General features: G+C 42.7%; 9 protein-coding genes. All 9 read right to left on the bottom strand.

Features of this window, described 5'->3' with window-relative positions; translation table 11 throughout:
- Positions 1–21: 21 nt before the first annotated feature.
- On the bottom strand, positions 22–1353 hold the full coding sequence (gene murD / locus A3GM_RS0105470; RefSeq protein ID WP_018362388.1) for a UDP-N-acetylmuramoyl-L-alanine--D-glutamate ligase: 1332 nt from the start codon (positions 1351–1353) through the stop codon (positions 22–24).
- A gap of 98 nt (positions 1354–1451) precedes the next feature.
- A complete protein-coding gene (locus tag A3GM_RS0105465; protein ID WP_018362387.1) occupies positions 1452–2720 on the bottom strand; it encodes a phospho-N-acetylmuramoyl-pentapeptide-transferase in 1269 nt (422 codons plus the stop codon).
- 243 nt (positions 2721–2963) lie between these two features.
- Positions 2964–4418 carry a UDP-N-acetylmuramoyl-L-alanyl-D-glutamate--2,6-diaminopimelate ligase gene (locus A3GM_RS0105460; RefSeq protein ID WP_018362386.1) on the bottom strand — a complete coding sequence of 485 codons (1455 nt, stop codon included), beginning with the start codon at positions 4416–4418 and terminating at the stop codon, positions 2964–2966.
- 103 nt (positions 4419–4521) lie between these two features.
- Positions 4522–6678, bottom strand: a complete 2157-nt coding sequence (locus A3GM_RS0105455; protein WP_018362385.1) for a penicillin-binding protein — start codon at positions 6676–6678, stop codon at positions 4522–4524.
- Positions 6675–7199, bottom strand: coding sequence for an FtsL-like putative cell division protein (locus tag A3GM_RS11760; protein WP_018362384.1), 525 nt, complete (start codon positions 7197–7199; stop codon positions 6675–6677). The genes A3GM_RS0105455 and A3GM_RS11760 overlap by 4 nt, the downstream gene beginning before the upstream one ends.
- Positions 7196–8134: a 16S rRNA (cytosine(1402)-N(4))-methyltransferase RsmH gene (gene rsmH / locus A3GM_RS0105445; protein ID WP_018362383.1), complete on the bottom strand. Its 939-nt coding sequence runs from the start codon at positions 8132–8134 to the stop codon at positions 7196–7198. The genes A3GM_RS11760 and rsmH overlap by 4 nt, the downstream gene beginning before the upstream one ends.
- 413 nt (positions 8135–8547) lie before the next feature.
- Positions 8548–9603, bottom strand: coding sequence for an IS5 family transposase (locus A3GM_RS0105440; protein WP_018362382.1), 1056 nt, complete (start codon positions 9601–9603; stop codon positions 8548–8550).
- A 143-nt stretch (positions 9604–9746) separates the two neighbouring features.
- Positions 9747–11171: a TolC family protein gene (locus A3GM_RS0105435; RefSeq protein WP_018362381.1), complete on the bottom strand. Its 1425-nt coding sequence runs from the start codon at positions 11169–11171 to the stop codon at positions 9747–9749.
- The gene (locus A3GM_RS0105430) at positions 11155–14343 is read right to left on the bottom strand and encodes an efflux RND transporter permease subunit (RefSeq protein ID WP_018362380.1); all 3189 of its coding nucleotides are present in this window, start codon (positions 14341–14343) and stop codon (positions 11155–11157) included. Before A3GM_RS0105430 ends, A3GM_RS0105435 begins: the two co-directional genes overlap by 17 nt.
- Positions 14344–14394 lie beyond the last annotated feature (51 nt).

Genomic DNA, 14394 nt, shown 5'->3' with positions numbered 1-14394 from the left:
TACTGCTATTAAAAGCTATTATTACGCTTTTCGTGCCCAAGTTTTAAACTGTTCGCCTCGGTCTTCCATGTTTTTAAAGAGGTCGAAGCTGGCACAACAGGGACTTAAAAGAATGGTATCGCCCTCAACGGCACGCTTTTTACATTCTTTCATGCACTCTTCCATGCTGTGAGTGTCGGCAATTTCAATTCCAAGTCCATCGAAGAACTGATGCAACACGCTGTTATCTGCGCCCATAAACACAAGCGCTTTGCACTTATCTAACACCAATTGCTTTATCTCATTGTAGTCATTTCCCTTGTCTAATCCACCTAAAATGAGGATAGTTGGGGTGGTCATGCTCTCTAAAGCCCATCTACATGCGTCTACATTGGTTGCTTTTGAGTCGTTAATATAACGCACTCCGTTGGCGGTAGTGACGTATTCTAAACGATGTTCCACGCCTGCAAAGGTGCGTAAGCCATGCTTTATGGCCTCCACATCAACGCCATTAGCTGCCGCTGCCAATGCTGCTGCCAACGAATTGTAGAGGTTATGGCGACCAAGAAGAGAGAGTTCTGCTCGTGGCATGGTGAATTCTACTGGCTTTTTCACCACAATCTCACCATTATCTACGCATGCTGCCACGCTATTTGATGCGTATTCAGAGAATGTAAGCTGTTGTGCTTCGATGTTATACTTATGCAATTCGGCTGCAACTACTTCATCATCGGCCCAATAAACAAAGCTATCGTCTTTCGTTTGATTTTGAATTATACGCATCTTTGCATCGGTATAGAGTTGCATTTTATACTCATAGCGATCTAAATGATCTGGAGTGATGTTCAAAAGAACGGCTGTGTTGGCACGGAAGTCATACATATCGTCGAGCTGAAACGAGCTAATCTCGATGATATAGTATGCATGTGGGGCCTCAGCAACCTGCAATGCGAGGCTTTTTCCTATGTTTCCTGCAAGCGAAACATCATAACCTGCTTCTTTAAAGATATGGTATATCAACGAAGTGGTAGTGGTTTTACCGTTACTTCCTGTGATACATATCATCTTAGAGTTGGTGTATCGGCCTGCAAACTCTATCTCGCTGATAATAGGAATGTTGTGTTTTACAATCTCTTTTACCATCGGAACCTCTTTAGGAATGCCCGGACTCTTAATCACTTCGTCTGCATTTAAAATCAATTCTGCAGTGTGTTGTCCCTCTTCCCAGGGTATATTGCGCTTGTTTAGCTGCTCTTTATATTTGTCTTTTATAGGTGATTTATCAGAAACAAAAACGTCGAAACCTTGCTTTTGCGCCAATACTGCAGCTCCAATACCACTCTCTGCAGCCCCTAAAATTACTATTCTTGCCATAATTTATTATTTCTTCTAATTCTTTTCATGGTGCATGTCGTCTCTATTAGCAATGCCATTGCAAGAGCCTTCCACGCTTTTTGAACGAAAATACTATTTTATCGTATCTTTAATGTGATGATGGTGAGAGCAGCCAAGATGATGGTTACAATCCAAAAACGTATGGTTATCTTTGATTCATGATACACTCCGTGAGGCTTTTTCAATAGATATTTGCAGTCAGGATCAAGCTGTGCGTCTTGAGTTCTGAAGTTATCGTGAATCGGTGTACGCTTAAATATACGTTGTTTAATGCCCTTTCGCTTTCCTAACTTATAGTACCACACTTGCATTATCACGCTTAAGCTCTCTACAAAGAATACTCCACAGAGGATAGGAAGCAACAATTCTTTATGAATGATGATGGCTCCCACAGCTATAATACCGCCAATTGTGAGCGAACCAGTATCTCCCATGAACACTTGAGCAGGGTAAGCGTTATACCATAAGAATCCTATTAGCGCACCAATGAAGGCACAAAAGAACACAACTAGCTCTTGCGAACCAGGTATGTACATAATATTCAGATAGGACGCAAATTCGATGTGCGAGCTGACATAAGCCAAAATACCCAGTACAACACCTATAATGGCGGAGTTTCCAGCGCACATTCCGTCCATACCATCGTTGAGATTGGCTCCGTTACTCACTGCTGTTACCACCAAAATGGTCATAACAACAAACAAAATCCAGCCTGCTGCCGTCTTATATTTACCGAAAACAGCGGTTAATCTCGAATAATCTAAGTTGTGTCCCTTCACAAATGGGATCGTTGTTTTCAACGATTTACGAGCTTCTGTGCGGTGTTTTATCACCAATTCACTACCCTCTCGTTTCACAGCAATGTTCTCATTCACTTTCACATCGGGTGAAGACCAAAGCACAATGCCCACAATTAAGCCTATACCTATTTGTCCAATGATCTTATATCTACCGCTAAGTCCGTCTTTATTCTTCTTGAAAATCTTGATAAAGTCGTCCATTCCGCCTAAGAAACCCAACCAAACTGTGGTGATAATCATTAGGATAAGGTAGATATTACGCAAGCGTCCGAGGAGCAATACGGGTAGAAGTATTGCCAAAATGATAATGATTCCACCCATAGAAGGAACGCCAACTTTGTTCACTCCGAATGGATCTATCTCTGCACTACGCTGAGTTTCGGTGATTTGTTTACGCTTTAAATACTTAATAAAACGCTCTCCAAACCACGAAGAGATAACTAATGATAAAATCATTGCTAATAAAGCACGGAACGAAATGTATCCCCAAAGGTGCGAACCAGATATTCCGTATTGCTCTAAAAATCTGAAAAGATAGTATAACATGTTGTCTTTATTTTACTACTTGTATTTCTTTCGTTCGATAAATGATTGGTGGGCAGTTTCTAATTGCATTGAGTTTGCACCCCAATTGCATTGCTTTTACACCTCAATAGCTATGCAATTACACGCCAATAGCAATGAGTTTGCAAGCCAACGATTAAAAGGTGTTTTGGCGAGAGATAGGATATGATGCTCTGATGCGATAAACACTGCGACGGAGCAAGGTATCAACTGCCACGAAAACGATTAGTCGTTCTGAAATATTTCGTATAGAACTTCTTTATCGTTAAAGTGATGTTTCACTCCATTTATCTCTTGATAGTCTTCGTGTCCCTTTCCTGCTACCAACACAACATCGCCCTTTTGCGCCAAAGAGCAAGCGGTTCTGATAGCCTCTTTGCGGTCTACTATGGTTAAAGTCTTCTTCAACTGAGCGTTGTTCAAGCCTTCTTTCATATCGTTTAGAATGTCTTGTGGGTCTTCAAAACGTGGGTTGTCGCTGGTTAAAATCACCTTATCGCTTTGTTTAATAGCTTCTTGAGCCATTAAAGGACGCTTTCCTTTGTCTCGATTTCCGCCTGCTCCGCACACAGTTATCACCTTTCCTTTGCCATTTAGCACGTCGTGAATAGCCAAAAGCACGTTTTCGAGGGCATCGGGAGTATGTGCATAATCTACAATACAGGTGAATCCTTCGGGCGAATAGATAGGTTCTAAACGACCACTAACGCTATGTAGGGTGCTAAGTGCAAGGAGAACATCTTCTGGTTGTTGCTTAAGCATCACCGAAGCACCATACACTGCGAGCAGATTACTTACGTTAAACTTACCGATAAAGCGCACGCCTACTTCTCTTCCGTCGATTTCTAGGTACATACCTTCAAAGTGACACTCAATGATTCGTGCCTTAAAATCGGCCAAAGAGCGTGTACTATAGGTCTTAACTGTCGCCTTTGTGTTCTGCACCATGTACATTCCATTCTTGTCATCTGCATTAGTTATGGCGAAAGAAGTTTTGGGTAAGCTATCGAAGAAGGCTTTCTTTGCATCTCGATAGTTCTCGAAGGTCTTATGATAATCTAAGTGATCACGGGTGAGATTGGTGAAGATTCCGCCTGCAAAGTGTAGTCCTGCGATGCGTTTTTGGGCGATTGCGTGAGACGAACACTCCATAAATACATACTCACAGCCTGCTTCTACCATTCGAGATAATAAGTAATTGAGTGCGATAGGGTCTGGAGTTGTGTGGTCGGCAGGCACTGCTTCGTCTTCAATATAATTGCAAACGGTTGACAATAGACCGCACTTGTAGCCTAATTTTCTAAACAAGTTATATAATAATGTGGCGATTGTTGTTTTGCCATTGGTGCCTGTTACGCCTACTAACTGCACCTTTTTAGAGGGTTCTCCATAGAAAACTGTGGCAACAACGCCTGCTGCTTGGGTGGTATCTTGTACTTGAATGTAGGTTACATGGGCTGCTTTTTCTTCAGGAAGGTCCTCACATAACACTGCGACAGCGCCTTTTTCAATGGCTGTTTCGATGTAACGATGTCCATCAACTTGTGTTCCTTTCACGGCAATAAATAAGTGATTAGCTTCTATTTTGCGTGAATCGATGTTTACACCGACTATCTCTTTGTTGACATCACCAATGATATTGATTGGTTTAATGCCTGAAATAAGCTTACTTATTATCATATTTCGTATTTTACTTGATTCCTTTTTTATTTCTTCTTAACGCCCTTCTGTATTTAGAAGGATAAGCCTCTGCAAACGAATGGGCGTTGATTTGATTGCTGGTTTAGTCTAAAGTGAGTTCGCAAATAGAGCCTTTCACAATGCGATGTCCTGCTGATAGGCTCTGTTTCACTACCTTTCCTCGTCCTATGATGCGTGTTTTCACGCCTCTACTCTCTAACAAATACACTGCATCTCGTGCACCCATGCCGATTACATCGGGTACAAATGCGCTTCCAAACTGCTTTATTCGCTCTAAACGAAGGGCTGTTTGACCTGCTTTCTGTGCCTTTCCCCAAACGGGTTTGCTATTGGTTGGCACGCTGCTCCATGGCGATTGCGTTTTAATGCCTAACTTATCTAAAACATAAGTGCTTGATAATACATTGCCAATCTTTACCTCTGGGATAAGAACTGACGATGAGTCTCGAGCATCTTTGATATCTAATTTGATGTCTTGAGCCATGATTCCCTCTGAAATATGATGGAAAACAGGACCGCACATACCACCTCCTGAAGCTGGAAGACCCGACTTTTGGATACAAACAATGCAACTATAGCGGGGGTTATCGGCTGGGAAAAAGCCCGCAAAGCTAAGCAAATAGTCTACCATTCCAGACTTATAGCCCGCAATTCCTTTGGACATCTGAGCCGTTCCCGTCTTACCTGCAACCTTAAAGGACTTACTTCCGGCCTTTCTTCCTAATCCATAGGTCACAACATACTCTAAAACGTCTCGCATTTTACTAATACTTTGAGGCTTTGCAATCTGCTCTCGCAATACTTTAGGTGGGTATTCCTGAATCACTTCGCCATTCTTTACTACTTGTTTAACGAACCTTGGCTGCATCATCTTACCGCCATTGGCTATCGCATTGTAGAAAGTTAGTGTTGAAATAGGTGGTATCTGTGTTTCATAACCAATACTCATCCATGGCAATGCGGTGTTACTCCAGTTCAACCACTGTCCATTTGCAGCCTTTTTAGGCATTCTTATTCGGGCAGGAGAAGCACCTAAGAGAGGGATATGCAAATCATCTGCAAGACCAGTTCTATATATTCCTTTCACAAAACGTACGGGATCGTCGTGATAAAACTTATCAACTATACGGCTAACTCCAATGTTTGAGCTCACCATAAGGGACTTTGTGAAGTTAATTGTGCCGTAACCGCCACGTCTCCAGTTGTGATCTTTCATCTCTCTACCATACATTGGCCACACACCTCCGCCTGTTTCGACCACATAAGAGGTGTCTACATGTCCATCATCCAATGCAACTAGCATCGAAGCAACCTTAAATACCGAGCCAGGTTCAAGCAAATCGCTCACAGCATGATTCTTTCTTTCTCGATATTGACCATCACCACAACGCTCCATGTTCACTATTGCCTTGATATCTCCAGTCTTAACCTCCATCACTATGGCCACTCCTACGTTACCATTGATTTCCTTTAGCTCGTTGATAACAGAGCGTTCGGCTAAGTCTTGCATACCAACATCGATCGTAGTAACGATGTCTAAGCCGTCGATAGGAGCCTTTACAGGAATGTCTAAGAATTTATTTAGCACCTTTCTACGGTGGTTAATACCATCAGTTCCACGCAAAATAGAGTCATAAGACAGCTCTAAACCAAAGCGAGCGGTGTCTTTTGCACCATACATCTCACCTATTGTGCGACCAGCTAACGAGCCATAAGGACGCTGACGGGCGTTAAATTCCTCGAAATGGAATCCTCCTTTATATTGAGCTAAGCGAAAAATAGGAAGCGCTTTCACATCGGTAAACACGTTATAGTTTACTCTTGAGGGCCAAATAGGCCAGTGACGGCTTTCCTTTTTATATCCTTCTTGAAGATAAGCCTTAAACTCTTGAGCTGATTTAGAAGGGAAGATTTGATTCAATCCCTTTGAGATAGAATCGAGCTTTACATGCCATAGCGAGTCATTTTTAGCCTCTTTCACAGCTTTAAAGTCCATATATATCTTATATTCGGGCAGAGAACTCGCCATTAAACGGCCATCACTGCTCAAAATATTACCTCTTGTAGGCTTCACTGGCACGCTATCGCGTTTCACACGGTCGGCCACTTGCATCCAATATCCACGCTGAGCAGTCATAATATACATTGCTTTCACAAGTACACTAATGCACAACAGCACCATAACCCACACAAAAGCTTTGTATCTTGGGATTACTTTTTTATAATTAAACTTGCTCATTCTTCTGGAATTGTTATGATATATGGGGGTTCACTTGCTATCTTTATCGTACTATCATTATAGCTTTTAAGCATCTCGAGCACGTTACTTTCACGGCTTTTCTCGGTCAATTCGCTACTACTCGACAAGGCTTTATACTTTGCATCTTGCAGTTCTTTCTTCAATTTGTCATACTCAATCATTTGTTGTTGATATCTATAACGATTGGCAATGTATAGAAAGACGAAGAAAGTGATAAGCACTATGAGCCAAATTTGGCGTCGAAGAATGGCAGCAGTAAGGATATCGCCACCCAATACCGTTTGAAGCGTAAAGTTTTTGCTCATTGGGCGTTCGCCTTCAATGGCCCTATTCTCTATGATTTCCTTTAGAGTAGGTAGCTCTTCGCTGGGCTCTTGGGTGTCGTTAGCAGCGTTATTGTTCGCTGTTTGTTGTTTCTTTGCCGCCTCATCAAGTGCTTCTTGTGGTATTTCCACCACGTCGATCACTTCCAAAGGCTTATTTGTTTCTGTCTCTTTCATTTCTTTTCTGCAATTCTTAGTTTTGCACTTCTACTGCGAGGGTTTTGCTCTTGCTCTTCATCTGTGGGCACAATCACTTTGTTATTGATGAGTTTAAACGGCGTGTTGATGCGTCCAAAGAAGTCTTGTTCAATCTTTCCCTCTATATTTCCTGCTTTCATTATGTTCTTAACGATGCGGTCTTCGAGCGAATGATAAGTGATAACGCTCAGTCTACCGCCTGGTTTTAGAATATCAACAACGCTTGTTAGCAATTCTTTTAGAGCCGACATCTCACCATTTACCTCAATCCTTAGAGCCTGAAACAGCTTTGCAAGGTCTTTCTTTTCACGTTCTCTTTTAAACAAAGGCTCTACAACAGCAATAAAATCGCCCGTTGTTTCAATCTTTTTTTCTTGTCTTGCCTTCACCAAAAGCGATGCTATTTTGCGTGAATTCTTTAGTTCTCCATAGAGATAGAAGATGTCTGCCAATGCTTCTTCGGTGTAGTTGTTCACGATGTCGGCAGCAGTTTTAGACGAACGTTTATTCATTCGCATATCAAGAGGCGACTCAAAGCGAAACGAGAAACCACGACTTTCATCGTCGAAGTGATGACTCGACACCCCAAGATCTGCCAACAAGCCGTCTATTTGCTCTACACCATGATAGCGCATCCAATTCTTTAAGTATCTAAAGTTAGAACGAACGAAGGTGAAACGCTCATCATTCAACAGGTCGTCGCCATGATTTTGTTTAAGATTGGCTTCGGCATCGGCATCTTGATCGAAGCTATAAAGGTGTGCATTAGCGTCTAATCGCTTTAGAATTTCATGCGAGTGTCCGCCTCCACCCATTGTAACATCAACATAAATGCCACCCGGTTGAATATTTAATCCATCAATACTTTCGTTCAAAAGCACTGGTATATGATATGTTTCTGCCGTCTTTACCATTCGTTTCTTTTGTTTACACAAGATTGTTGTGCGTAACTTGGTTGTATTGTTGCATCACTAGGAAATAACATTCTGAATAATACAACTCCAAAACTCCGCCTTATAATGTTTCATCGAGCTTTTATGCTTCCTAAGAAACATATTATTGTCTTACACATACTTGTATTTGGGTTTCAAAGTTACTGCTTTTTCCCTACATTTCTCTACTTTAAGATGGTATTATTATCATTTTCTTTACAGAATATTGATTTCTATAAATTACATTGAAAAATTATTATGAGACCTCTGCAAAACCTACTATCCTCTCAATTTTCACCCATATACTCTTAGAAGAATGAATATTTTTGACCAAAAGATGCCGTTGAAAGTTACTTTTTGAGTAGATAACAATCTTTTATCGGTGTATTTTCATATTATCTGATAGAATTTGACACAATAATCCCAGGCGTTCGGTATAAGTTGTAGGCAATGGATTCCATAATATGCTGCGCATGTGTTTTTGAAAGTCCGACGTATCTTGCTATTCCAGCACCAAACCATCTATGCATAGAACCAAAGGAACGTTCTACTTTGTAGCGTATCTTACTTCTCGCAACGTTGATACGCTGCTGCCTTTCAGTAATTTCATGTCCTCTTGTTCCCTTATGCATGATACGGCATTTAAGTTTCATACGTTTGAGGGTTTCTTTGTTCTCCATCGAGTCATATCCTTTATCGGCATAAACAAGTGCTTTCCGTGGTAGCTTGGCTTTCTTCAGAGGTGTTTCTAAGTGTTTCATATCACTTTCATTGGCAGCTGTCGTTTCCTCGGCAAGCACCATTCCGTTTTCATCCGTTACCGTGTGACGCTTGTAACCGAAGTGGAGCTTTCCCATCTTCTTTACCCAACGGGCTTCTGTATCTACGTTAGGCCTGACAACTTCTTTGAGCATGGCTTTCTCAGAAGCCTCTATGTTCTCATCCTCTTTTCTATCCTCAACGACCTCATAGCTCTTACGTCCGTGGGGGCGGCGGGGAGTATTCGTAATGCCGGCATCAATAATGGCACCACGCTTAACAATGATTCCTTTAGCTTCCAATTGCCGATTAAACTCCGCAAGAAGCGTATCATACAAATCTGCTTCAACAAGAATGTTGCGAAAGCGGCACACGGTAATACTATCAGGAACAATATCCTCCATGCCAATACCTGCAAAGCGGCTAAAAGACTGGCGGTCGTTAACCTGATCTTCAACTTCTCCGTCACTCAGACCATACCAAGTGCGGAGTAATTCAATCTTGAATAAAACAAGGCTGTCATAGCTGGGCCGGCCGGTAGACTTATAGCCTTTTGTATAAGCCACCTCTATTATAGCACGAATAGGTGCCCAATCAATGACTGTATTTATTTGTGAAAAGAATGTCTGCTTGACCTTTCTTTCACCAAGGAATAGATCAGCAAAACTGGGAGAGGATAACTTCTGTTTCATACCATAAAGGTACAAAAAATATTTAAGAAAGACAAATTATAGGAGGAGTTTTGCAGAGGTCTTAATATGTTTGCCTCTGAGAAAATTAGTGATTACGAATAAATCATTCCAAAAAAATCATTTGCTTTTATACCTGATGAGCCTTATTCTCCGAGACTTCTATATAGGTCTACGACACAGGAAAGCTGCTGTTGGCGTGTTTCAAGCAGTTCCATTTGGGCATCAAGCGCATCGCGTTCGGCCCCAAGTACATCGAGATAAGTAGCTCGTCCGTTCATATAGAGTTGACGAGATACCTCAACCGAGTGTTCCAAAGTCTTCACTTCTTCCTCTTTTAGCGCATAATAGGCGACGAGATTCTTATGCTTTGACAGCAGCGTACATACCTCAGAATAGGCTGTAAGCAGTATTTTGTCATATTCATATAAGGCTTGTAGCTGTGCGGCGTCAGCCTGTTGGAAGTTAGCTTCGATAGCTTTTCGGTTGATAAGTGGTGCAGTTAGTCCTCCCACGACACTGTAAGCGAGCGACTTTGGCATACGCGTTAGGTAGGTAGGATTAAAGGCTTCAAGTCCCAAAGTGGCACTAATGTTTACCGAAGGCAAGAAGGCTTTGCGCGCCGTTTCTACGTCCCAATGAGCTGCAGCGAGTTCATGTTCAGCCTGACGGATATCGGGTCGATGGCTCAGGAGATTGGAAGGAAGTCCTATAACGACCATTTTCACGTCTTCATTCAACAACTGTTTGGCATCTCGTTGAATAGGCGTTGGGTAACGACCGAGCAGTAAGTTGAGTGCATTTTCACATTCAGTAATCTCTTGTTTCAATACAAACTCCTGTGAACGCGCCTTTGCAAGCTCTGCTTTGAACTTCTCAACAGCCAGTTCTGTGTCGCTATCGGCCTCCTTTTGTATCTCTGCTATCTTTTCCGCCTGACGCTGAAGATCGATGTATTTGCGTATAAGTGTGAGCTTATTATCTAGAGCCAATAAGGTATAATAATTGCTTGCGACTTGTGAAATTAGTGAAGCGCGCACGGCATTCTGGCCTTCTAAGGTTGCCAAATAACGCTCGACAGCCGCTTTTTTGCTTGACTTCAACTTGCCAAAGAGGTCGAGTTCCCAGTCAAAGGCAAAGCCCGGGTGGTAGTTCATGAGTGGATCGGGGATGAGTTTTCCTGGAGTCATCTCGGTGGAAGCATTACCGGCACCCTCACTTGTGTATCGTCCGGCCTTGCTAACTCCTACTTCTGCCCCCACGGAAAGCGATGGAAGCATGGCTCCTTTGGCTGCAATCATTCCACTTTTTGCTACAGCTATTTGCTGCAATGTTATCTTTAAGTCTTGATTATTGACTAAAGCGGAGTCGATAAGTGCCTTGAGTTGTGGGTCGGTGAAAAACATTTTCCATGACGTAGGCGTAGTCTTCGCCGTCAGCGTATCACCATTATATTGCGTGGGTAGCTGCAAACGTGTGCGGCTATTGACTTGCGTCGCTTGGGGCGTCTTGCAAGATGACACTCCGATGGCAAGCAGAATAAGAAGGAAAATATTATTTCTTTTCATCATTTTCAAGTTTATATCGTTTGTCTTTCTCTTCAGTCAATGGCTTGTTTCGTTGGTAACGAACCATCTTTACATGGTCGGCCATGCGTCCAAAGATATAATATAAGCCTGGAACAAGAATGAGTCCGAAGCATGTTCCGAATAGCATTCCACCCGCAGCTGCCGTGCCAATGGTTCGGTTTCCAATAGCCCCTGCACCGTGAGCAAATACCAACGGCAGCAAGCCGGCTATGAAAGCGAACGATGTCATGAGTATAGGACGGAAGCGAGCTGCCGCACCTTCGATGGCCGCTGCACGTATACTCCTGCCTAAATTGTGGCGTTGCACGGCATATTCAACCATTAACACGGCATTCTTTCCAAGCAAACCAATCAGCATGACCATAGCAACTTGGGCGTAGATGTTGTTTTCCAATCCCGTGAGTTTTAGGAAAATGAACGTTCCACAGATGCCTGCGGGCAGACAAGTAATAATTGGAAGTGGCAAAAGGAAGTTCTCATATTGTGCTGAAAGGATGAGATAGACGAACGTTAAACATACAATAAAGATGATCAACGCTTGGTTTCCTTGGTCTACTTCGTCTTTAGTGATGCCGGCAAAGTCGTAATCATAGCCGTGAGGTAGCGTCGAAGTAGCCACCTCTTCGATAGCTTTGATGGCCTGACCACTACTGTATCCAGCTGCTGCTGAGCCTGTAACTTCAGCAGAATTATATAGATTATGACGCGTCATCTCACTCATTCCATATACCTTTTCCATGTGTAAAAAGTCGGCATAAGGCACCATTTCACCTTGGTTGTTCTTAACATTTAACTGCATCAAGTCTTGTGGAAAAGCACGATATTTTGGGTCGGCTTGCACGATGACCTTATAGGGCTTACCAAATCGAACGAAGCCCGTTTCGTAGTCAGAACCAATCAATGTGGAGAGATTATCCATGGCTGTACCAAGTGTAATGCCTTTTTGTGCGGCGATATTATTATCTACTCGAAGCATGTATTGAGGGAAACTGGCCGAGTAAAAGGTAAAGGCTGAGCCTATCTCTGGACGCTTATTAAGAGCTGAAACGAAGCTCTTGCTGACCTTTTCCATAGCATGATAGTCGTTACTTCCAGTCTTATCAAGGAGTCGAAGCTCGAAACCTGACGCCGCACCATAGCCTGGAATAGAAGGTGGTTCGAAGAATTCTATGTTGGCATCTGTTATCTGTTTACACTTGTTTTCAAGGTCATTGATAATCTCTTTTGCCGTCCGACTGCGTTCCTTCCAAGGCTTAAGATTAATCAAACACGAACCCGAGTTGGCACTGGTTCCTTCAGAAAGGATCTCATATCCAGCCAAAGAAGACACACTTTCTATGCCATCTTCCTTTGCAATTATACTCGCAAGTTGATGTGCAACCTTATTCGTTCGCTCAATAGTAGCACCTGGTGGTGTCTCAATTACAGCGTAAATCATGCCCTGATCTTCTTGAGGAATAAAGCCCGAAGGTAACGAATTGTTGATAAAGAAGGCTCCAATGCAGAACAAAAGTAATAGCGGAAGCGTGATAATCTTCCTCGAAACAGTGCGTTGAAGCACGTTGCGATAGCCGCCGATTCCTTTGTCAAAACTCGCATTAAACTTATCAAGTACACGATTAAGCCACGTCTTTTTGATGTGGTTATCACGCTCTCGAGTCAATATTAGCGCACAAAGCGAGGGCGTAAGTGTTAGGGCTGTGAAGCCCGAAAGCACGATACCAGAAGCTATTGTGATTGAAAACTGCCGATAAAACATGCCTTCTGGCCCACCCATAAAGGCTACAGGTATGAATACAGATGCCATAACCAATGTCACGGCTACTATGGCTCCACTGATTTCTTTCATTGCCTTTTGCGTGGCTTCCAAAGGTTCTAAGCCCTCTTTGGCTATCTTTACATTGACCGCTTCGATTACCACAATGGCATCATCGACCACGATTCCAATCGCCATTACTAAGGCAAAGAGCGATATCATGTTAAGCGTTATACCGAAAGCATTCATGACTGCGAAGCTACCTATTAACGAAACAGGGACTGCAAGGCATGGAATGAGGGCAGAACGCCAGTCTCCAAGGAACAATAATACAACGAAACCAACGAGTATAAAGGCTTCAAACAGCGTGTGAATTACCTTTTCTATAGAGGCATCAAGGAATCTACTGATGTCGTAACTCAACTCATAATGCATGCCCTTTGGCATGTCTTTTTGAAGATGAGCCATTGTTTTCTTGACGTTCTGGATAACTTGTCGCGCGTTCGATCCATAGGCTTGTTTCAGTGTTATGGCTGCGGATGGGTGATTATTCAACGTAGAATATATGTCATAAACCTCACTCCCGAGGCTCACATCTGCTACATCTTTGAGTCTAATAAATTGCCCATCAGGAGTTGATTTCACGACAATATTGCTATACTCTTCAGGCGTTGTATAGCGTCCCGGATACTTCAACACATACTCAAAGCTTTGTGCATGCTTGCCCGAACTTTCCCCAAGCTTGCCTGGAGAGGCTTCAATGCTCTGCTGTTGTAAGGCATCTGTGATGTCGGTTGCAGACAAACCATAGGCTGTAAGCTTATCAGGTTTGAGCCAAACACGCATGGCAAAGCTCCTCGTTCCAAGGATATCAAGATCTCCAACGCCATCAACGCGGGCGAGTTCTGGTGAGATATTGATGTCCGCATAATTGAAAAGGAAGTTCTGATCGACTTTAGGATCATCGCTATATAGGTTGATATACATGAGGATATTAGGCTCCTCACGAGATATTTTCACACCTTCGCGCACAACAGCTGGCGGTAGTTTGTTGGTCGCTGCCGACACTCGGTTTTGCACATTGATAGCATCGACGTTGGGATCTGTACCAAGTTTGAAGACAATGTTTATCTCTCCTTCGCCGTCATTGCCTGCATTCGACTCAATATACTTCATTCCCGGCACACCATTCAGTGCCTGTTCAAGAGGAATAAGCACTGACTTAATCATCAGTTCATTGTTGGCTCCCGGATAATCGGCTACCACATTAACCTTTGGAGGGGATATAGATGGGAACTGAGTAATGGGTAAATTGAACAGCGAAAGAATGCCAATGAAGACGATTACCAATGAAACAACGATGGCAAGTACTGGTCTTCGAATAAACTTTTGAAACATATTGACTGTTTATTAGCGTCTTTTTTTTCTTATAAATGGTTGTTCTCATCA

The sequence above is a fragment of the Hoylesella nanceiensis DSM 19126 = JCM 15639 genome (assembly GCF_000379965.1).
GTDB classification, from domain to species: Bacteria; Bacteroidota; Bacteroidia; order Bacteroidales; family Bacteroidaceae; genus Prevotella; species Prevotella nanceiensis.
Note: the sequence above shows the minus strand (reverse complement) of the source record. Positions and strands in the feature narration are given on the sequence as shown.